Source organism: Thiomonas sp. 13-64-67 (genome assembly GCF_002282795.1).
Taxonomy (GTDB): Bacteria; Pseudomonadota; Gammaproteobacteria; order Burkholderiales; family Burkholderiaceae_C; genus Thiomonas; species Thiomonas arsenitoxydans.
Genome location: NZ_NCKP01000055.1, coordinates 17,531 through 36,172, shown reverse-complemented (window position 1 = coordinate 36,172; position 18,642 = coordinate 17,531). Strand labels below are relative to the sequence as shown.

General features: G+C 62.4%; 20 protein-coding genes and 2 pseudogenes. 18 read left to right on the top strand and 4 right to left on the bottom strand.

Features of this window, described 5'->3' with window-relative positions; all coding sequences use genetic code 11:
• Positions 1–78 precede the first annotated feature (78 nt).
• The 4 genes and pseudogenes from B7X30_RS12420 to B7X30_RS12405 form a co-directional block, all read right to left on the bottom strand.
• Positions 79–654 (bottom strand): annotated as a pseudogene (locus B7X30_RS12420) (branched-chain amino acid ABC transporter permease); the annotation flags it as partial.
• Between the two features lie 14 nt (positions 655–668).
• The gene (locus B7X30_RS12415) at positions 669–1,565 is read right to left on the bottom strand and encodes a branched-chain amino acid ABC transporter permease (RefSeq protein ID WP_013105139.1); all 897 of its coding nucleotides are present in this window, start codon (positions 1,563–1,565) and stop codon (positions 669–671) included.
• A gap of 6 nt (positions 1,566–1,571) precedes the next feature.
• Positions 1,572–2,345 carry an ABC transporter ATP-binding protein gene (locus tag B7X30_RS12410; protein ID WP_286730929.1) on the bottom strand — a complete coding sequence of 258 codons (774 nt, stop codon included), beginning with the start codon at positions 2,343–2,345 and terminating at the stop codon, positions 1,572–1,574.
• Positions 2,346–2,433: 88 nt separating this feature from the next.
• Positions 2,434–4,389 (bottom strand): AMP-dependent synthetase/ligase, encoded by a 1,956-nt coding sequence (locus B7X30_RS12405; protein ID WP_286730926.1) that lies wholly within the window; start codon positions 4,387–4,389, stop codon positions 2,434–2,436.
• Between the two features lie 174 nt (positions 4,390–4,563).
• On the opposite strand from B7X30_RS12405, the gene B7X30_RS12400 reads away from it, so the two are divergent.
• From B7X30_RS12400 to hisF, 18 genes and pseudogenes are all read left to right on the top strand, one after another.
• A complete protein-coding gene (locus tag B7X30_RS12400; RefSeq protein WP_286730925.1) occupies positions 4,564–5,241 on the top strand; it encodes a Crp/Fnr family transcriptional regulator in 678 nt (225 codons plus the stop codon).
• Between the two features lie 97 nt (positions 5,242–5,338).
• Positions 5,339–6,094, top strand: a complete 756-nt coding sequence (locus B7X30_RS12395; RefSeq protein WP_286730928.1) for an ABC transporter ATP-binding protein — start codon at positions 5,339–5,341, stop codon at positions 6,092–6,094.
• Positions 6,091–6,876 (top strand): lipid asymmetry maintenance ABC transporter permease subunit MlaE, encoded by a 786-nt coding sequence (gene mlaE, locus B7X30_RS12390; RefSeq protein ID WP_286730924.1) that lies wholly within the window; start codon positions 6,091–6,093, stop codon positions 6,874–6,876. The genes B7X30_RS12395 and mlaE overlap by 4 nt, the downstream gene beginning before the upstream one ends.
• Before the next feature lie 27 nt (positions 6,877–6,903).
• Positions 6,904–7,380 carry an outer membrane lipid asymmetry maintenance protein MlaD gene (mlaD, locus tag B7X30_RS12385; protein WP_286730923.1) on the top strand — a complete coding sequence of 159 codons (477 nt, stop codon included), beginning with the start codon at positions 6,904–6,906 and terminating at the stop codon, positions 7,378–7,380.
• Positions 7,377–8,201, top strand: coding sequence for an MlaA family lipoprotein (locus B7X30_RS12380; protein ID WP_286730922.1), 825 nt, complete (start codon positions 7,377–7,379; stop codon positions 8,199–8,201). Before mlaD ends, B7X30_RS12380 begins: the two co-directional genes overlap by 4 nt.
• Before the next feature lie 72 nt (positions 8,202–8,273).
• Positions 8,274–8,906 (top strand): MlaC/ttg2D family ABC transporter substrate-binding protein, encoded by a 633-nt coding sequence (locus B7X30_RS12375; protein ID WP_013105147.1) that lies wholly within the window; start codon positions 8,274–8,276, stop codon positions 8,904–8,906.
• Positions 8,907–8,919: 13 nt separating this feature from the next.
• The gene (locus B7X30_RS12370; protein WP_286730921.1) at positions 8,920–9,210 is read left to right on the top strand and encodes an STAS domain-containing protein; all 291 of its coding nucleotides are present in this window, start codon (positions 8,920–8,922) and stop codon (positions 9,208–9,210) included.
• A gap of 62 nt (positions 9,211–9,272) precedes the next feature.
• Positions 9,273–10,172, top strand: a complete 900-nt coding sequence (locus B7X30_RS12365; RefSeq protein ID WP_286730920.1) for an ABC transporter ATP-binding protein — start codon at positions 9,273–9,275, stop codon at positions 10,170–10,172.
• Complete coding sequence (locus B7X30_RS12360; protein WP_286730919.1) at positions 10,169–10,924, top strand: ABC transporter permease; 756 nt, start codon at positions 10,169–10,171, stop codon at positions 10,922–10,924. The genes B7X30_RS12365 and B7X30_RS12360 overlap by 4 nt, the downstream gene beginning before the upstream one ends.
• A gap of 5 nt (positions 10,925–10,929) precedes the next feature.
• Positions 10,930–11,181 carry a BolA family protein gene (locus tag B7X30_RS12355; protein WP_013105151.1) on the top strand — a complete coding sequence of 84 codons (252 nt, stop codon included), beginning with the start codon at positions 10,930–10,932 and terminating at the stop codon, positions 11,179–11,181.
• A 71-nt stretch (positions 11,182–11,252) separates the two neighbouring features.
• Positions 11,253–12,545, top strand: a complete 1,293-nt coding sequence (gene murA, locus B7X30_RS12350) for a UDP-N-acetylglucosamine 1-carboxyvinyltransferase (protein ID WP_286730918.1) — start codon at positions 11,253–11,255, stop codon at positions 12,543–12,545.
• A gap of 9 nt (positions 12,546–12,554) precedes the next feature.
• The gene (gene hisG, locus B7X30_RS12345) at positions 12,555–13,223 is read left to right on the top strand and encodes an ATP phosphoribosyltransferase (RefSeq protein ID WP_013105153.1); all 669 of its coding nucleotides are present in this window, start codon (positions 12,555–12,557) and stop codon (positions 13,221–13,223) included.
• Complete coding sequence (hisD, locus tag B7X30_RS12340; RefSeq protein ID WP_286730916.1) at positions 13,220–14,557, top strand: histidinol dehydrogenase; 1,338 nt, start codon at positions 13,220–13,222, stop codon at positions 14,555–14,557. Before hisG ends, hisD begins: the two co-directional genes overlap by 4 nt.
• A gap of 12 nt (positions 14,558–14,569) precedes the next feature.
• Positions 14,570–15,594 (top strand): annotated as a pseudogene (locus B7X30_RS12335) (pyridoxal phosphate-dependent aminotransferase).
• A gap of 70 nt (positions 15,595–15,664) precedes the next feature.
• Positions 15,665–16,252 (top strand): imidazoleglycerol-phosphate dehydratase HisB, encoded by a 588-nt coding sequence (gene hisB, locus B7X30_RS12330; protein WP_013105156.1) that lies wholly within the window; start codon positions 15,665–15,667, stop codon positions 16,250–16,252.
• A gap of 80 nt (positions 16,253–16,332) precedes the next feature.
• Positions 16,333–16,992: an imidazole glycerol phosphate synthase subunit HisH gene (hisH, locus tag B7X30_RS12325; protein ID WP_286730915.1), complete on the top strand. Its 660-nt coding sequence runs from the start codon at positions 16,333–16,335 to the stop codon at positions 16,990–16,992.
• 90 nt (positions 16,993–17,082) lie between these two features.
• Entirely contained in the window at positions 17,083–17,817 is a 735-nt protein-coding gene (gene hisA, locus B7X30_RS12320) for a 1-(5-phosphoribosyl)-5-[(5-phosphoribosylamino)methylideneamino]imidazole-4-carboxamide isomerase (RefSeq protein WP_013105158.1), read from the top strand.
• A 32-nt stretch (positions 17,818–17,849) separates the two neighbouring features.
• Positions 17,850–18,623 carry an imidazole glycerol phosphate synthase subunit HisF gene (hisF, locus tag B7X30_RS12315; RefSeq protein WP_286730913.1) on the top strand — a complete coding sequence of 258 codons (774 nt, stop codon included), beginning with the start codon at positions 17,850–17,852 and terminating at the stop codon, positions 18,621–18,623.
• Positions 18,624–18,642: the final 19 nt, after the last annotated feature.

The following is an 18,642-nucleotide window of genomic DNA, read 5'->3' as shown; positions in this document are numbered from 1 at the left end:
AACCTTCGGTCTGCCTGTTCTCATCGCGGTCTCTCCAGTTCCAAGATACCGCACTGGCATGCAAGACTAATGCCATTTAATAACGGGACAGGACACTAGGCAGAACAGATATTTGCGGATGGGGCTGTCAATCACGAAGCCAAAGACCTGCAACTGAGGGGCAGTAACAGACCCAGACGATGACCCATTGGTCAACCACGGCACATGAGCGAATACCCAGTCGGAAAAGAACTGCGCGGCCAGTGTGGCTACGGCCAGATATAGCCCGCGGATGCGCAAACTCGGTAGACCGAACACCATGCCAGCCAGGGCAGCAATCAGTCCGCCCAGTACCAGCGCGATCAGTAGCGGCATGCCGGGCAGACGTACCATCAAGTTGAAGGCCGCGTAGGCGCCTACTGCCATAAAAGCGCCCGTGCCAAGCGAAATCTGGCCACAGTAGCCGACCAATACATTGAGACCAATTGCGGCCAGCGCCAGTATGAGAAACGGCACCAATAAAGCGCGAAGCAGGTAATCCGAGCCCAGCAAGGGCACGGCGACAAAGGCGATCAACAACACGGCGCCGATGAACAAGCGATCCTGACGGATCGGGAAGATCTGGGCGTCATCGACGTAGCGGGTCTTGAACTGGCCATTTTCACGATAGAGCATCGAGTTGCCTCCTATCAAACGCGGTCGATGATGCGTTCGCCAAAAAGCCCTTGCGGCCGCGCGAGAAGTACCAGTAGGGCTAGCAGGTAGGCAAACCAGCTTTCAATTCCGCCACCGAGCAATGGGCCGAGGTAGACCTCGGCAAGCTTCTCGCCGAGGCCGACGATGAGGCCACCGACGATAGCTCCCGGCACCGAGGTGAGCCCGCCAAGAATGACCACCGGCAGACCCTTGAGCGCAATAAGCGATAGCGAAAATTGCACCCCCAGCTTGGAGCCCCAGATCATTCCGGTCACCAAAGCGACCAAGCCGGCGATGGACCACACAATCACCCACATGCGTGACAGCGGGATGCCGATGGACTGCGCTGCTTGGTGGTCGTCGGCGACGGCACGCAATGCCCGACCAACGCCCGATTTCTGGAAGAATAGGGTGAGCAGAGCAACTAGGGCCGCTGCCGAACCTGCGGCGATGAGGTCTTCGTTGCTCACCAGGATGCCGCCCGGTATCAATGACTCCAACATGATGGTGGGCTGCTTGGGCATGCCGAGATCAATGGGGTAAATGTCGTCACCCCAGACCATTTGTCCCAACCCTTCGAGGAAGTAAGCCACGCCAAGGGTCGCCATCAACAAGGTGACGCCTTCCTGATTGATCAAATGGCGTAGCACCAGCCTTTCAATCAACCAGGCAAGCACCACCATGATGGCGAAAGCCAGCAGAAAGGCCAGCGGCCAGGGCATGTGTTCCTGGAGTCGCGCCATGGCCAGCGCGGCGAATAGCACCATTGCACCCTGGGCAAAGTTGAACACCCCGGAGGCTTTGTAGATCAACACGAAGCCCAGCGCGATCAGGGCGTAGAGCACGCCGGACATGAGGCCGGCGATGATGGTTTCGATGAAAAATCCCATGGTTTCTCACCCTTCCTGTGTGGCCGATCCGAGGTAGGCGCGGATCACCTCCGGGTTCGCGCGTACCGCATCAGGGGTGTCATCGGCAATCTGGCGGCCATAGTCCAGCACAACGACTCGGTCTGACAGATCCATCACCACCCCCATGTCGTGTTCGATCAATACGATCGTTGTGCCGAACTCCTCGCGCGCTTCGAGGATGAAGCGGCTCATGTCTTCCTTTTCTTCCAGATTCATGCCGGCCATAGGCTCATCGAGCAGTAGTAGCTTGGGCTCCATCGCCAAGGCGCGGCCCAGGTCTACCCGTTTCTGCAGACCGTAAGGCAGACGTCCCACAGGCACTTTGCGCCAAGCCTGGATTTCGAGGAAATCGATGATGCGTTCGGCCACCAAGCGGTGCGTGACCTCCTCGCGCACGGCTGGTCTGAGCCGCAAGGCCTGAGAGAGCAGGCCGCAGCGCATGTGCAGATTGCGGCCCGCCATGATGTTGTCGAGCACGCTCATGCCCGAGAACAGCGCCAGATTTTGGAAGGTACGTGCAATGCCCAATTTTGCCGCGAGAACGGGGCGCATCAAACCCAGCGTTTGGCCGGCAAAAGTCAAGCGTCCCTGCTGGGGCTGATAGACGCCATTGATCACATTGAGCAGTGAACTCTTTCCGGCGCCGTTGGGTCCGATGATCGCCCGGATTTCGCCTGGCTGAACATCGAAGCCGATACTCTGCAGCGCCTTGATGCCACCGAATTGCAGGTGGATATCTTCCAGCCGCAACACCGGCATTTGGGGTGCGGCGAGCGCTTGCGCCGACGAAGGTTGTGTGAAGGCTGATGCGGTGTCGAACAGGGCGGCCATGGTGGGTCTCACGAGATCAGGCAGCCGAGCGCAGTGCCGGGTAAACCTGGGCATTGCGCAGTCTCAAGTCAGACTGAACGGTGCCCGTGCGGCCATCGTCAAAGCGCACCTGCACGCTCAGATGGTGATGAGTCTGAGCGGGGTCATACAACGCAGCGACAAGACTGCCGTATTTTTCTGCCACGAAACGGCGGCGTACCTTTCGAGTCCGTGTGAGTTCGTCGTCGTCCGGATCGAGCTCCTTGTGGAGTACGGCAAAGCGGTGGATCTGCAAGGCGGCCGTGTGTGGGTCTGCGGCAAGATCGGCGTTGACCTTGGCTACGCACTCAGCCACGAGATCGGCGACTTCTGACTTGCCTGAAAGATCGGCGTAACCGGTGTACGGCAGACCGAACTTTTCGGCCCAACTCCCTACCGCTGGAAAGTCGATATTGATCATTGCGACCACATGGTCGCGTCCTGCCCCAAAGGCCACCGCCTCTTTGATTGCCGGGAAAAACTTCAGCCTGTTTTCAATCAGTTTGGGGGCAAACAACGCTCCGCCCGAGAGTGCCGACACATCCTTGGCGCGATCGATAATGCGCAGCTGACCATCCGGTTCCAGCCAACCGGCGTCTCCGGTGTGGTACCAACCGTCGGCATCAAGCACTTCGGAAGTGGCCTCCGGGTTCTTGTAGTACTCGCGCAGCAGACCAGCGCTGCGAAGCAGAATTTCTCCGTGCTCAGCGACCCGCAGTTCCACGCCCGGCGCTGGAAGACCGACGCTGTCGCTGCGCACGCCGTTATCGGGTTGCATGCAGACGAAGACGGCGGTTTCAGTGGAGCCATAGAGCTGTTTGAGGTTGATGCCAATAGACCGATAGAAACGGAATAGTTCCGGCCCGATTGCCTCTCCCGCGGTATAGGCCACGCGGATTCGGCTCATTCCCAGCACGTTGCGCAGCGGCGCCAGTATCAATAGGTCGGCTATGGGCAACAACAAGAGATCAAGCTTGCGGGGCGGCTTGCCATTGTCTTTCGCCGCGTGCACCCTTTGGGCGATGGCCAGACTGGCGTCGAACAAGCGGCGCTTGGGGGTTGCGGCATCGTCCATGCGCACGCGCACGTCGGTGAGCAGCGCTTCGAATACCCGGGGCGGGGCGAAGTAATAAGTCGGGCCGATTTCGTGCAGGTCGATCGCCACGGTCGAAGGCGATTCCGGGCAGTTCACCGTGTATCCGCAGACCAGATGCTGGGCGTAGGAAAAGATGTTCTGTCCGATCCAAGCCGGTGGCAGGTAGGCGAGTACCTCTTCCTGTGGCCCAAGTCGGTCAAAGGCAGCACCGGCACGAGCGCGGTCGATCAAACTACCGTGCGTGTGCACAACCCCTTTGGGTTTGCCGGTGGTGCCAGAAGTGAAGAAGAGTGCAGCCACGTCGTCTGTCTCGATGGACTGCACGACGGCATCGAAGCCGCCAGAATGGTGGGTCCACCAGTCAGCGCCCTCGGTTTCAATCTGATCAAGACTGAGGAGACAGGCCGCCTCGGCCTTTCTGAGCCCGCGCGGATCGTGATAAAGAATGTGCTGCAGAAATGGAAGCTGATCGCGGATGTCCAGCAGCTTGTCGACCTGCTCCTCGTTCTCCGCCACCGCGAGTTTCACCTCGGCGATTTGCAGTGGGTAGACCAACTCGGCTGCGACGGCGTCTTGGTAAAGCGGTGAGGGGATTGCGCCCAAACATTGAGCGGCCAGCATGGTGGCATAAAGGCGCGGCCGGTTCTCGCCGATGATTGCAATATGGTCGCCTCGGCTGACCCCCAATTTGGCAAGACCACCTGCAAGCTGCTGTACCCAGTCGAGTGCCCGATCCCAGGTGGTTTCCTGCCAGATGCCCAACTCCTTTTCGCGCCACGCGATTCCCTTGGGACGGATTCTGGCCTGCTCGCAAAGAAGCTGGGGGAATGTCCTTCCAGTGGAATGCGTATACTCCATGTCTCCTCCTTTGGCTACCGGGTAGACGGTTACAACCGAATGACAAAAACCCAGGTGAAATTACATTTTGAAACGGAGTGTATGCAGTTGTTTGGTGCACATTTGTCTTCCAGCTGACAATTCATCCAGAAAATGACTAGGGATTACACGGAGAGTGAAAGGTCGTGCGCATGGATGCATGTCCTGACCGAGCACGAGCGAGAGCGGGTGCGTGGCTCCTTGCATCGGCAAAATGTTGATGCGGGTGCGATGATTTGTCACCGTGGCGATGAAGCGCGGTACTGGGTAGGTGTGCTGGACGGGCTGGTCAAGATTTCCTCGGTCTCGGTCAGCGGGAAATCTCTGACTTACACGGGCGTGGCGCCGGGCGGATGGTTTGGTGAGGGCACTCTGCTAAAAGGCGAGCATTGGCGCTATGACGTCATTGCGTTGCGCAATAGCCATATAGGCCTGTTGCCGGCCGAGTGCTTTTTCTGGCTGTTGGACCGTAGTCTCGAGTTCAATCGGGTCATCGTCAACCAACTCAACGAGCGGCTCGGGCAGTTCATAGGCCAACTCCAAATTGACCGACTTTCAGGCGCAGATGAACGGGTTGCCCGTACGGTTGCCGCTATGTTTCATCCCATCCTTTATCCCGGCGTGGATAGGTGGCTGCGTATCTCTCAGGAAGAGCTTGGATATCTCTGCGGTCTATCGCGTCAACGGGTGAACAAGGCGTTGAGTCATCTCTGCAGTCTGGGATTACTGCAGCTACGCTATGGCGGAATTGAAGTGCCCGATCTCAATGCGCTGCGGGCATACGAATCCGACGGGGCCGAGGGCGAAGCATCGGTTCTGCGAGGTCTAGGGTAAGTCCTTAGAATGCGCCAGTTGCCCTGCGGTGCGGGGCATTTTCCGAAGAGAGACTGAATTGTCTCGCACGTCTTTCCTGCCCAACCTCCCTCCAAACATGCAAGACACTTTTGCTCGGCCCATTGTCCAGATCGACGCGCTCGATTTTGGGTATGGCGAGCGGCCGATTCTGCGTCACATCGACATGACCATTCAGCGGGGTCAGGTGGTCGCGGTGATGGGCGCATCGGGCGGGGGGAAGACCACGCTGCTGCGGCTGATCGGCGGGCAGGTCAGGCCCCAGCGGGGTTCGGTGCGGTTCGAGGGACAAGACCTGGCCGGTGCGTCGCAGGATCAGATTTTCGCCATGCGGCGGCGCATGGGCATGTTGTTTCAGTTCGGCGCCCTGTTTACCGATATGAGCGTGTTCGACAACGTGGCGTTTCCCTTGCGCGAGCACACGGATTTGCCGGATTCGATGATTCGCGATCTGGTGCTGATGAAGCTCAACGCCGTCGGGCTGCGTGGAGCGCGCGATCTTTATCCCGCAGAGCTTTCGGGCGGGATGGCGCGACGGGTGGCGATGGCGCGGGCCATTGCGCTCGATCCGGCGCTGGTGATGTATGACGAGCCGTTTGCCGGGCTCGACCCCATTTCGCTGGGGATTTCGGCGCGGTTGATCCGCAGCCTCAACGACGCGCTGGGCCTGAGCAGCATGCACGGCACGCCGCAGCAGATGCGCGAGAGCACCGATCCCCTGGTGCATCAGTTCGTGCGCGGCGAGCCCGACGGCCCGGTGCATTTTCATTACCCGGCTGCGGCGATTGGCGATGATTTTTTGCGGCCTGACAGCGTGCGCAAGGAGCGGGCATGACGCTGGCCGACAGACTGGTTTCCATCGGCGCCGGCACACGGCAACTGCTGTCCAGCCTGGGTTATGCGGCGCGGTTGTTCGCGCGGCTGATTTTGCTGGTCGGCCGGGTGTTCATGCGTCCCAGCCTGCTGATTCAGCAGATGTATTTTCTCGGCAATCTGTCGCTGGTCATCATTGCGGTGTCGGGTCTGTTCGTCGGCTTCGTGCTCGGGCTGCAGGGTTACTACACCTTGTCGCGTTACGGTTCGTCGAGCGCGCTGGGGGTGCTGGTGGCGCTGTCGCTGGTGCGCGAGCTCGGGCCCGTCGTCACGGCCTTGCTGTTCGCCGGTCGCGCGGGCACCTCGCTGACTGCCGAAATCGGTCTGATGAAGGCCGGCGAGCAGATTGCGGCGATGGAGATGATGGCCGTCGATCCGGTGGTGCGCGTGCTTGCTCCGCGGTTCTGGGCCGGTGTGATTGTCATGCCCCTGCTGGCGGCTGTGTTCAGCGCGGTGGGCATCATGGGCGGCTATGTGGTTGGCGTGGTGATGATCGGCGTCGATGCCGGGCAGTTCTGGTCGCAGATGCAAAGTGGCGTCGATGTGTTCAAGGATGTGGGTAATGGGGTGATCAAAAGCGTGGTGTTCGGCCTGGCCGTCACCTTCGTCGCACTGTTGCAAGGCTGGCGCAGTCAGCCGACGCCCGAGGGCGTGTCGCGGGCCACCACGCGCACCGTGGTCATTGCTTCGCTGGCGGTACTGGCACTGGACTTTGTGCTGACCGCCATGATGTTCAGCACCTGAGGGCATGAGGCCCTGGAGTTGTCGCAAATGAATCAACGAAAAATCGATCTGTGGGTGGGCATACTCGTTGTGCTGGGAGCTGCCGCCTTGCTGTTTCTGGCGCTCAAGGCGGGCAATCTGCTGCAGATCAACTGGGGGCCGACCTATACGGTGACGGCCCGGTTTGACAATATCGGCGGCCTCAAGGCAGACGCGCCGGTGAAGAGCGCGGGCGTGGTCGTGGGGCGGGTGACGACCATCACGTTTGACAATCAGACCTTCCAGGCCGATGTGCACATGGCCATCGATCAGCGTTTCAAATTCCCGGTGGATACCTCGGCCAAGATTCTGACGGCCGGTTTGCTGGGCGACCAATACATTGATTTCAGCCCCGGCGGCAGTGAAAAGAATCTGGCCAACGGCTCAGTGATTCGCAATACCCAGTCGGCCGTGGTGCTCGAAAATCTGATCGGTCAATTCCTCTACAACAAAGCCGCTTCGAGCGGGGCGGGAGACGGCAAATGAAACCGATGGCGCGATTCATTCCGCTGCTGGCGCTGGCTGCCCTGGGCGGCTGTGCCACGCACAACCCGCAAGACCCGCTAGAGCCTTACAACCGGGCGATGTTCACCATCAATGACAAGGTCGACAAGGCCGTGCTCAAGCCAGTTGCCACCGGCTATAAAGCCGTCACGCCCACGCCGATTCGCCACGGTGTGACCAATTTCTTCGGCAATTTTGGCGATGTGTGGTCGATGACCAATGACTTTCTGCAGGGCAATGTGCACGATGGCCTGAGTACCTTCATGCGTGTCGGGGTCAATACCGTCTTCGGTCTGTTTGGCACCCTCGACATCGCTACCGAGATGGGCATTTACAAACACCCCAACGATTTCGGGCTCACGCTGGCGCGCTGGGGCGTGGGTTCCGGGCCGTATGTGGTGCTGCCGTTCTACGGACCGAGCACGGTGCGCGACGCCGCTGGCACCGGGGTGTTTCTCGCTTATGGCCCAACGGCGCAGATCAGCCCGCCCAGCGCCAGCTATGGCGCACTGGCGCTCAATCTGGTGAATACCCGCGCCAATCTGCTGAGCGCCTCCAATCTGTTCGACCAGATTGCGCTCGATCCCTACGTCTTTACACGCAGCGCCTACGAACAGCGCCGCAAATCCCAGGTTGAAGAGGTGCGCGACCGGCCCATCATCGATCTGGGCGAGCCCAATCCGCTGGCCAAGTACAGCTACGACGACGCGAACGGGGGCCTGATGAGTTTTGCCTCCCCGACGCCAACTGCCGCGGCCAGTGCGGCGAACTCGGGTGCCAAGCCAGACGCCCCCTCGCACTGAACCGACTGCCGCTGTCATCCTCAGGGGCGGCCGCGCGTTAATCGACACAACACAAGAACTGGAGAACCTCCCATGCTTCGACGCCACTTCATGGCTTTATCTCTGTCCTCCGCGGTGATGCTGGCCGGGGTTCCGGTGCTCGCTCAGGCCGCAGACACACTCTCGCCGCCGCAACTGATCGAGACCATGTCAAACGAGATCATTCGCGATGTGCAGCAGGATCCAAAACTACGCTCGGGCAATCCCGAGGTGGTCATGCAGTTCGTGGAGCAGAAAATCCTGCCCAATGTGGACTTCCAGAAAATCACCCAGAGCGCTGTGGGGCGCTACTGGCGCGAAGCCACTCCGGCACAGCGCACCGCGCTGGAGCAGCAGTTCAAACAACTGCTGGTCTATACCTACGCCGGCGCCGTCAAGCAGATCAAGGATCAGAAGGTCAAGCTGCTGCCTTACCGTGAACCCGCGAATGCGCAGGATGTGACGGTGCGTACCCGCGTGATCAACAACGGCGAACCGCTGCAACTCGACTACCGCCTGGAGAACACCCCGGCTGGCTGGAAGATCACCGATGTCAACGTCATGGGTATCTGGCTGGTCGACAACTACCGCAGCGTGTTCGCCCAGGAGATCGGGCAAAAAGGCATCGATGGCCTGATCGCCACGCTGAAGGAAAAAAACCAGAACCTCGCCCAGGCCAAGGGCTGATCTGGATTGCACCATGCCGGTTTACGCTCTGCCCGCCGACCTGACCCTCGATACCGCCTCGGCCGTGCGGCGCCAAGCGCTGGCGGCCTTCGGTGGGGCTTCGGGTGCGCAGTCAACGCCTTGGGTGGTCGATGCGGGCGCCTTGCACACCTTCGATTCCGCCGCGCTCGCCCTCTTGCTCGAATTGCGCCGTGTCGCCCCTCAGCAAGCCCTAGAGTTAAAGGCCATTCCTGCCCGACTACGTGATCTGGCGCAGGCTTACGGGCTTGAGTTTCTGTTCGGCCCGGCAGTCGAGCATCCCTGATTTTTCTCGCCCGTGCGGAGCGGCGCGTCGCGCCCGGTCTGCGCGGGCGCTGTTCATCGTCCATGTCCTCAAATCTTCCTGCTGTTTCTTTTGATCGCGTCGTCAAGCAGTACGGCCAGAACCTGGCCGTCGATGGCGTCGCGCTCGACATCGCCGACGGCGAGTTCTTCGGTCTGCTCGGCCCCAACGGCGCGGGCAAGACCACGCTTATCAGCATGCTGGCCGGCCTCACGCGCCCGACTTCGGGTCATGTGCGAGTGGCTGGCTTTGATGTGCAACGCGACGCCGCTGCGGCCCGCCGTCTGCTGGGCGTCGTGCCGCAGGAACTGGTGTTCGATCCGTTTTTCAGCGTGCGCCAGGTGCTGCGCATTCAATCGGGCTATTTCGGCTTCAGGCAGAACGATCCGTGGATCGACGAATTGCTGCACAACCTCGGGCTCACCGCGCAGGCCGACAAGAACATGAGGGCTTTGTCCGGCGGCATGAAACGCCGGGTGATGGTGGCGCAGGCGCTGGTGCACCGGCCGCAGGTCATCGTGCTCGACGAGCCCACTGCGGGAGTCGATGTCGAACTGAGGCAATCACTGTGGGAGTTCATCGCCCGCCTCAACGCCGAAGGCCATACCGTGCTGCTCACCACGCACTATCTCGAAGAAGCCGAGGCGCTGTGCAAACGCATCGCGGTGATCAAGGGCGGCAAGGTGGTCGCGCTCGATCGCACCGAGGCGCTGCTGCAGCGGTTTGCCTCGTCGGTGCTGTATTTCCGCCTGCTCAAGGGACGCTTGCCCGAAGGGCTGGGCGCCGAGCAGGGCGGGCGCGTGGCGCTAGCCGTGCGGGGCGCGCAGGATGTGGAGGCCAAGCTTGCCGCGCTGCGCCAGGCGGGCTGTGAGATCGATGAACTGGAGCTGCGCCGCGCCGACCTCGAAGACGTGTTTCTCGAATTGATCGGAGCCGCGCGATGACCGGGCTGTACACCCTGCTGCAGAAGGAACTGCAGCGCTTTATCAAAGTGGGCTTCCAGACTGTGGCGGCCCCCGTGGTCACGGCGCTGCTCTATCTGTTGATTTTCTCCCACGCCTTCACGGCGCACCTGCAGGTGTTTGGGCATGTGCCGTACACCGCCTTCCTCATCCCCGGTCTGATGATGATGAGCGTGTTGCAGAACGCGTTCGCCAACACCTCGTCTTCGCTCATCCAGTCCAAGATCACCGGCAATCTGGTGTTCGTGCTGCTGTCGCCGCTCAAACCTTGGGAACTGTTCGTGGCCTACGTGGGCGCTTCGGTGCTGCGGGGGCTGATGGTCGGCGCCGGGGTATTGCTGGTGACGATGTGGTTCGTGCCGCTGACCTTTGTGTATCCGCTATGGATTCTTATTTTTGCCATTCTGGGGGCGAGCATGCTGGGTGCGCTCGGCCTGATTGCCGGTATCTGGGCGGAGAAGTTCGATCAGATGGCCGCCTTCCAGAACTTCATCATCACCCCCGCGACGTTTCTGTCGGGCGTGTTCTACTCGGTTCACAGCCTGCCGGGTTTCTGGAAACTGGCCTCGCACCTCAACCCGTTTTTCTATCTGATCGACGGCTTCCGCTATGGTTTTTTCGGCTCGGGCGATGTCTCGCCCTGGGTCAGTCTGCTGGCGGCGCTGCTGGGTAACCTGCTTTGCGGCGGCATCGCCCTGGCTATGCTGATGCGCGGCACCAAACTTCGGAACTGAACCCCATGTCTTTGCCCACCCCCCAAGACCTCCACCGCTACATCGCTGCGGGGCTGGAATGCAGCCATCTGCACGTCGAAGGCGACGGCCAGCATTTTTACGCCACCATCGTCAGCGCGGCTTTCGAGGGGCGCAACCGGGTGCAGCGGCATCAACTGGTCTACGGCGCACTCGGCGAGCGCATGCGCGCGGAAATTCACGCGCTGTCCATGAAAACGCTCACCCCGCAGGAATTCGCGGCAATGCCGAACGCCTAAAATCCCGTCTTTTTTCGCGCGCGACGACGCGTGCTGCTGGGTAGCGCAAGACTGCCGAGCTGAAGGTCATCATGGACAAACTCAGAATCACCGGGCAGCGCACGCTGCAAGGCGTGGTGCAGGCCAGCGGGGCGAAGAACGCCGCGCTGCCGCTGATCGCCGCCGCGTTGCTCACCGCCGGGACGGTGCAGTTGAGCAACGCGCCGCAGCTCATGGATGTGCGCACCCTGGCCAAGCTGCTGCGCAGCCTGGGCGCTCAGGTCGAACAGGACGGCGGGCAGATCCGCCTCAGTGCCGCAGCGGTGAATCACTACGAAGCGTCGTATGAGCTGGTCAAGACCATGCGCGCCTCGGTGCTGGTGCTCGGCCCCTTGCTGGCGCGATTCGGTCAGGCGCGGGTGAGCCTGCCCGGAGGTTGCGCCATCGGCGCACGCCCGGTTGATCAGCACATCAAGGGCTTGCAGGCGCTGGGGGCGGACATCGCGGTGGAACATGGCTATATCGTGGCCCGCGTGGCGACGCCTTCGGGCCGGTTTCGCGGCGCGCGCATCACCACCGACATGGTCACCGTGACGGGCACCGAAAACCTGATGATGGCCGCCACGCTGGCCGAGGGCGAGACCCTGATCGACAACGCGGCGCGCGAGCCCGAGGTCGTCGATCTCGCCAACCTGCTGCGTGCCATGGGCGCGCAGATCCGCGGCGACGGAACCTCGCAGATTCGCATTCAGGGCGTGGACACCTTGCACGGCGCGTCGCACCGCATCATTCCCGACCGCATCGAAGTCGGCACTTTTCTGTGCGCCGCCTTGGCCGCGCGCGGCGATGTGACGGTGCAGGGGGCCGAGCCTGCACACCAGGACGCCTTGCTCGACAAGCTGCGCGAAGCCGGAGCCCAGATCGACACCGGCGCCGACTGGATTCGCCTGCGGGCCGATGCGCTGCCCGGCGGTCGTCCGCGCGCCGTCTCGGTGCGCACGACCGAATACCCCGGCTTTGCCACCGATATGCAGGCGCAGTTCATGGCGGTCAACTGCCTGGCAGAAGGCGCCGCGCGCATGACCGAGACCATTTTCGAGAATCGCTTCATGCATGTGCAGGAGCTCATGCGGCTGGGTGCGCAGATCGATATCGACGGTCACACCTGCGTGGTGCATGGCGTGCCGCAGCTCTCTGGCGCCACCGTCATGGCGACCGACCTTCGCGCCTCGGCCGGCCTGGTGGTGGCGGCGCTAGCGGCTGAAGGCGAAACCGTGATCGACCGCATCTATCACCTCGACCGCGGCTATGACGCCATGGAGGTCAAGCTGCGCGGCCTGGGCGCGCAGATCGAACGTATCAGCGACCGCATCAGCGGCAAGTAAGGAACCGACATGCTGACCCTCGCACTGTCCAAGGGACGAATTTTCGAAGACACCCTGCCCATGCTGGCGCGGGCGGGCATCACGGTGTCTGGCGATCCCGAGTCCACGCGCAAACTCATCCTGCCGACCAATCGGCCCGATGTGCGCGTGGTGCTGGTGCGGGCCAGCGATGTGCCGACCTATGTTCGCTACGGCGGCGCCGACATCGGTGTGGCCGGGCTGGACGTGCTGCGCGAATACTTCGCCGGGAGCGGGGCGGACGGCTTGTATCTGCCGGTCGATCTGGGCATTGCCCGCTGCCGCCTGAGCGTGGCGGTGCGGCATGATTTCGACTACGCAGGCCAGGTCAAACAGGGCGCGCGTCTGCGGGTGGCCACCAAATACCTGCACATGGCGCGCGAGCACTTCGCCACCAAGGGCGTGCACGTCGATCTGGTCAAGCTCTACGGTTCGATGGAACTGGCGCCGCTTACCGGGCTGGCCGATGCCATCGTCGATCTGGTGTCCACTGGCGGCACGCTCAAGGCCAACGGCCTGATCGAGGTCGAGCACATCATGGACATTTCCGCGCGTCTCATCGTCAACCAGGCCGCGCTCAAAACCCGCACGGCTTTGCTCAAACCCCTGATCGACCAACTGCGCCAAGCCGCGCAAGCCACCGAGGAGGCCGCTGCATGAACGCCCCGCTCAATGCCCCGATCCATGCTTTGCAACTGCGGCGGCTGGACGCCACCGGCCCCGATTTCGAGACGCAATACCGTGCCCTGTTCGCCCGCATGGCCGATGAAAACGCCGAGATCGATGCCCGCGCGGCCGACATCCTGCGCGATGTGCAACAGCGCGGCGATGCCGCCGTGCTCGATTTCACCCGCAAGTTCGATCGCCTCGACGCGCCCGACATGGCCGCGCTCGAAATCAGTCAGGCCGAGTTACAGGCCGCGCTTGCCGCCATCACTGCGGAGCAGCGCAGCGCGCTGGAGGCCGCCGCCATCCGGGTGCGCCGCTACCACGAGCGCCAGTTGCAGCAAGTTGGCCAGAGCTGGGAGTACCGCGACGAAGACGGCACTCTGCTAGGCCAGAAGGTCACGCCTCTCGACCGCGTGGGCATCTATGTGCCGGGAGGCAAGGCGGCCTATCCCTCTTCGGTGCTGATGAACGCCATTCCGGCGCATGTGGCGGGTGTGCAAGAGATCATCATGGTCGTGCCCACGCCGGGCGGCGAGCGCAATCCGCTGGTGCTGGCCGCAGCGGCCGTGGCCGGCGTGAGCCGCGCCTTCGCCATCGGCGGGGCGCAGGCGGTGGGCGCTCTGGCTTACGGCACGGCCACCGTGCCCGCGGTGGACAAGATCGTCGGCCCTGGCAACGCCTACGTGGCCGCGGCCAAGCGGCGGGTGTTCGGCGTTTGCGGCATCGACATGATCGCCGGGCCGTCCGAGATTCTGGTGCTCGCCGACGGCAGCACGCCGCCCGACTGGGTGGCGATGGATCTGTTCAGCCAGGCCGAGCATGACGAACTGGCGCAGAGCATCCTGCTCTGTCCCGATTCGGCCTATATCGACGCCGTGGCCGAGGCCATCCACCGGCTGCTGCCAGACATGCCGCGCAGAGACATCATCACCTCCTCGCTGAACGGCCGCGGCGCGCTCATCCGCGTGCGCGACATGGCGCAGGCCTGTGAGCTGGCCAACCGCATCGCGCCGGAGCATCTGGAGATTTCCGCGCAGAACCCGCATCAATATGTGCCCGCGCTCAAGCACGCTGGCGCGCTGTTTCTCGGCGCCTACACCTCCGAGTCGCTCGGCGACTACTGCGCCGGGCCCAACCATGTCTTGCCCACTTCGGGTACGGCCCGGTTCTCCTCGCCGCTGGGGGTGTACGACTTCATCAAGCGTTCCAGCATCATCGAAGTCAGCGCCGAGGGCGCGCAGCAACTCGGCCGTATCGCCAGCGTGCTGGCCCACGGCGAGCGGCTGACCGCGCACGCCCGCGCCGCCGAAATGCGGCTGCGCTGAAACGGAGCTGCCATGAGCCGATTCTGGAGCGAAGTCGTTCACGGTCTGACCCCTTATGTGCCGGGCGAACAGCCGCGGATCGACGGGCTGATCAAACTCAACACCAACGAATGCCCCTATCCGCCCAGCGACAAGGTGCTGCAGGCTATCGCGGCGCAGACCACGGGCGATTTGCGTCTGTACCCAGATCCGCAGGCCACCGGGCTTAAGGCCGCGATTGCACACCATCACGGACTGAAGGCCGAGCAGGTCTTCGTCGGCAACGGCTCGGACGAAGTGCTGGCGCATGCCTTCATGGCCTTGCTGCGTCACCCGGCGCCGTTGTTGCACCCCGACATTTCCTACAGCTTCTACCCCGTTTACGCCCGCCTGTATGGCATCGAGACTTGCGAGATCGCGCTGCGCGCCGATTTCTCGATCGCGGTCGATGACTATCTGCAGGCCGGGCCGAATGGCGGCATCATCTTTCCCAATCCCAATGCCCCAACCGGCATGGCGCTGCCCCTCGCGGAAGTGGAACGTCTGCTGGCGGGCAATCCCGATTCCGTGGTGGTGGTCGATGAGGCGTATGTCGATTTCGGCGCGCAGACCGCTGCACCCTTGATTTGCGCGTGGGCTATGCGCTGGGCCACCCCGATCTGATCGAAGCACTCAGTCGGGTGAAAGACAGCTTCAATTCCTATCCCCTTGATCGTCTCGCGCTCGCCGGTGCCACAGCCGCCCTGTCGGATGCCGCCTGGCTGGCGCAGACCAGCGCGCGCATTCAAGCCAGCCGTGAGGCCTTGAGCGAAGGCCTGCGCGCGCGTGGGTTCGAGGTGCTGCCTTCGCAGGCGAATTTCGTGTTCGCGCGCCACCCCGCACACGAGGGCGCAAGCCTGGCGGCGCAGTTGCGCGAGCAGCGCATTCTGGTGCGGCAATTCGCCCGCCCGCAGCGCATTGCCGACTTTCTGCGCATCACCATCGGCACCCCGCAGCAGTGCGAAGCCTTGCTGAACGCTTACGACGCCGTTGCGCAGCAGACGGCGGCGTCGCGCTGACGTTACGATTGCGCCTATTGACCGCCGTATTGGCTACCGTATTGACCGCCGTTTTTGACGCCACTTTCCCATGCGCACTGCCCAGGTTTCCCGCAACACCGCCGAGACGCAAATCACCGTGTCCCTCAACCTCGACGGCACCGGCGTCTCCAAACTGTCCACCGGTGTGGGCTTCTTTGATCACATGCTCGACCAGATCGCCCGGCACGGGCTGATCGACCTCGACATCCAGGCCAAGGGCGATTTGCATATCGACGCGCATCACACGGTCGAAGACGTGGGCATCACGCTGGGCCAGGCGCTGGCGCGGGCCATCGGCGACAAGAAGGGCATCCGCCGTTATGGCCATGCCTATGTGCCGCTCGACGAAGCCCTGAGCCGCGTGGTCATCGATTTTTCAGGCCGCCCCGGTCTGGAATGGCATGTGCCGTTCACCCGTGCGATGATTGGCGAATTCGACGTCGATCTGGCCCACGAGTTTTTTCAGGGGCTGGTCAACCACGCCGCCATCACCGTGCATGTCGACAATCTGCGCGGCGACAACGCCCATCACCAGTGCGAAACCGTGTTCAAGGCTTTCGGTCGCGCCCTACGGGCGGCCGCCGAGCGCGATCCTCGCATGGGCGAGGTGATTCCCTCGACCAAAGGTTCGCTGTAAATTGGCATTACAGGTCCGCTCTTGTCTTTCTGTCTTTCGCGCTGCTTTGCTGAAGTCAAACCGCCTCCTTCCCTGAATCGATGAAACGCGTTGCCGTTGTGGACTATGGCATGGGCAATCTGCGCTCGGTGTCGCAAGCTGTGGCGCATGTGGCCGCAGGTTCCGAGTTTGACGTGGTCGTGACCTCCGACCCCGCCGTGGTGCGCGCAGCCGACCGCGTAGTGCTGCCCGGCCAGGGCGCCATGCCCGACTGTATGCGCGAGCTGCGCGAGTCCGGCCTTCAAGAGGCCGTGTTGCAAGCGGCAGCCAGCAAACCGCTGTTCGGCGTCTGCGTAGGCATGCAGATGCTGCTCGATCACAGCACCGAAGGTCATGTCGATGGTCTCGGCCTGATTCCCGGCCGGGTGCAGCGCTTCGAGCTCGACGGCCAGTTGCAGCCCGATGGCAGCCGCTACAAAGTGCCGCATATGGGCTGGAACGCGGTGTGGCAGGGTCGCGATGCGCGTGGGGCGCTGCATCCGCTATGGGCGCAGGTGCCTGATGGCGCGGCGTTCTACTTCGTGCACAGTTTTTATGCCGCGCCGCAAGACGGCAGCCACAGTGCGGGCGAAACCGAGTATGGCGTGCGGTTTGCCAGCGCGGTGGCGCGCGACAATCTTTTCGCCACCCAGTTTCACCCCGAAAAAAGCGCCGACGCGGGGCTGATGCTGTATCGCAATTTTCTACACTGGTCGCCCTGAGTGCGATCGGTGATGCCGAGTTTCCTGTTTTGTTTCCTGTTCTGACCTTCCAGTTCTGATCTCTGAACTCTTTTCCACTGCCCTGACATCATGCTGCTCATTCCGGCAATCGACCTCAAGGACGGCCAGTGCGTTCGCCTCGAACAAGGTGAAATGCAAGGCGCCACGGTGTTCTCCAAAGATCCTGCCGCCATGGCCCGGCACTGGATCGACCAGGGCGCTGAACGCCTGCATCTGGTCGATCTCAACGGCGCCTTCGCTGGCAAGCCGCGCAATGCCGAGGCCATTGCCGCGATTCTCGACGAGGTGGGCGATGAGATTCCAGTGCAGCTCGGCGGCGGCATCCGCGATCTTGACACCATCGAGGCCTATCTCGACCAAGGCCTGAGCTTTGTCATCATCGGCACGGCCGCGGTGAAAAGCCCCGGCTTCCTGCGTGATGCCTGCAGCGCCTTTGGCGGGCACATCATCGTCGGCCTCGATGCCCGCGACGGCAAAGTCGCCACCGATGGCTGGAGCAAACTCACCGGCCACGAAGTCGCCGATCTGGCACGCAAGTTCCAAGACTATGGCATCGAAGGCGTGATCTACACCGACATCGGCCGCGACGGCATGCTCACCGGCATCAATATCGAGGCCACCGTGCGACTGGCCGAAGTGCTCGACGTGCCGGTCATCGCCTCCGGCGGCCTCTCAGGCATGGACGACATCGAAAAGCTCTGCGCGGTGGAAAGCAGCGGCGTCGAAGGCGTGATCTGCGGCCGCTCCATCTACACCGGCACGCTCGATTTCGCCGCCGCCCAACGCTACGTCACCAGCCGCTGACGCGGCCTGACGCGACTCTAGGCGCCCCCATCATGCTGTTCAAACGCATCATCCCCTGTCTCGACGTGAACGGCGGCCGCGTGGTCAAAGGCGTCAATTTCGTCGGACTGCGCGATGCCGGCGATCCGGTGGAAATCGCCGCCCGCTACAACGCCCAGGGCGCGGACGAACTCACCTTTCTCGACATCACCGCCACTAGCGACGCCCGCGATCTGCTGCTGCACCAGATCGAGGCAGTCGCGTCGCAGGTCTTCATTCCGCTCACCGTGGGCGGCGGCGTGCGCGCCGTGGACGACGTGCGCCGATTGCTCAATGCCGGAGCCGACAAGGTCAGCTTCAACTCGGCCGCAGTGGCCAACCCGCAAGTCATCGCCGATGCTTCGGCCAAATATGGCGCGCAATGCATCGTCGTGGCCATCGACGCCAAGCGCCGCGCCGACGGCGAGGGCTGGGAGGTCTATACCCACGGCGGTCGCAAGGCGACCGGGCTCGACGCCGTGCAGTGGGCGGTGGACATGGTGCGCGCCGGGGCCGGCGAAATTCTGCTCACCAGCATGGACCGCGACGGCACCAAGATCGGCTTCGATCTGGCGCTCACCCGCGCCGTGTCAGACTCAGTGAGTGTGCCCGTCATCGCCTCGGGCGGTGTGGGCAATCTCGATCATCTGGCCGCGGGGTTTCTCGAAGGCCACGCCGACGCCGTGCTCGCCGCCAGCATCTTCCACTATGGCGAATACACGGTGGGACAGGCCAAGCAACATCTGGCAGGGCGCGGCATTGCCATGCGGCCCGATTTGTCGCTGTGAGCTTCGTGCGCAAACTGCT

Excerpts from the sequence above, each read along its gene's own strand:
- B7X30_RS12410 (WP_286730929.1), bottom strand. The coding sequence starts at position 2,345 with ATGCCGGTGTTGCGGCTGGAAGATATCCACCTGCAATTCGGTGGCATC.
- mlaE (WP_286730924.1), top strand. The coding sequence starts at position 6,091 with ATGACGCTGGCCGACAGACTGGTTTCCATCGGCGCCGGCACACGGCAA.
- hisF (WP_286730913.1), top strand. The coding sequence starts at position 17,850 with ATGCTGTTCAAACGCATCATCCCCTGTCTCGACGTGAACGGCGGCCGC.
- murA (WP_286730918.1), top strand. The coding sequence starts at position 11,253 with ATGGACAAACTCAGAATCACCGGGCAGCGCACGCTGCAAGGCGTGGTG.
- B7X30_RS12355 (WP_013105151.1), top strand. The coding sequence starts at position 10,930 with ATGTCTTTGCCCACCCCCCAAGACCTCCACCGCTACATCGCTGCGGGG.
- B7X30_RS12360 (WP_286730919.1), top strand. The coding sequence starts at position 10,169 with ATGACCGGGCTGTACACCCTGCTGCAGAAGGAACTGCAGCGCTTTATC.
- B7X30_RS12405 (WP_286730926.1), bottom strand. The coding sequence starts at position 4,389 with ATGGAGTATACGCATTCCACTGGAAGGACATTCCCCCAGCTTCTTTGC.
- hisD (WP_286730916.1), top strand. The coding sequence starts at position 13,220 with ATGAACGCCCCGCTCAATGCCCCGATCCATGCTTTGCAACTGCGGCGG.
- B7X30_RS12375 (WP_013105147.1), top strand. The coding sequence starts at position 8,274 with ATGCTTCGACGCCACTTCATGGCTTTATCTCTGTCCTCCGCGGTGATG.
- hisG (WP_013105153.1), top strand. The coding sequence starts at position 12,555 with ATGCTGACCCTCGCACTGTCCAAGGGACGAATTTTCGAAGACACCCTG.
- B7X30_RS12400 (WP_286730925.1), top strand. The coding sequence starts at position 4,564 with ATGCATGTCCTGACCGAGCACGAGCGAGAGCGGGTGCGTGGCTCCTTG.
- hisH (WP_286730915.1), top strand. The coding sequence starts at position 16,333 with ATGAAACGCGTTGCCGTTGTGGACTATGGCATGGGCAATCTGCGCTCG.
- B7X30_RS12395 (WP_286730928.1), top strand. The coding sequence starts at position 5,339 with ATGCAAGACACTTTTGCTCGGCCCATTGTCCAGATCGACGCGCTCGAT.
- B7X30_RS12380 (WP_286730922.1), top strand. The coding sequence starts at position 7,377 with ATGAAACCGATGGCGCGATTCATTCCGCTGCTGGCGCTGGCTGCCCTG.
- mlaD (WP_286730923.1), top strand. The coding sequence starts at position 6,904 with ATGAATCAACGAAAAATCGATCTGTGGGTGGGCATACTCGTTGTGCTG.
- B7X30_RS12365 (WP_286730920.1), top strand. The coding sequence starts at position 9,273 with ATGTCCTCAAATCTTCCTGCTGTTTCTTTTGATCGCGTCGTCAAGCAG.
- B7X30_RS12370 (WP_286730921.1), top strand. The coding sequence starts at position 8,920 with ATGCCGGTTTACGCTCTGCCCGCCGACCTGACCCTCGATACCGCCTCG.
- hisA (WP_013105158.1), top strand. The coding sequence starts at position 17,083 with ATGCTGCTCATTCCGGCAATCGACCTCAAGGACGGCCAGTGCGTTCGC.
- hisB (WP_013105156.1), top strand. The coding sequence starts at position 15,665 with ATGCGCACTGCCCAGGTTTCCCGCAACACCGCCGAGACGCAAATCACC.
- B7X30_RS12415 (WP_013105139.1), bottom strand. The coding sequence starts at position 1,565 with ATGGGATTTTTCATCGAAACCATCATCGCCGGCCTCATGTCCGGCGTG.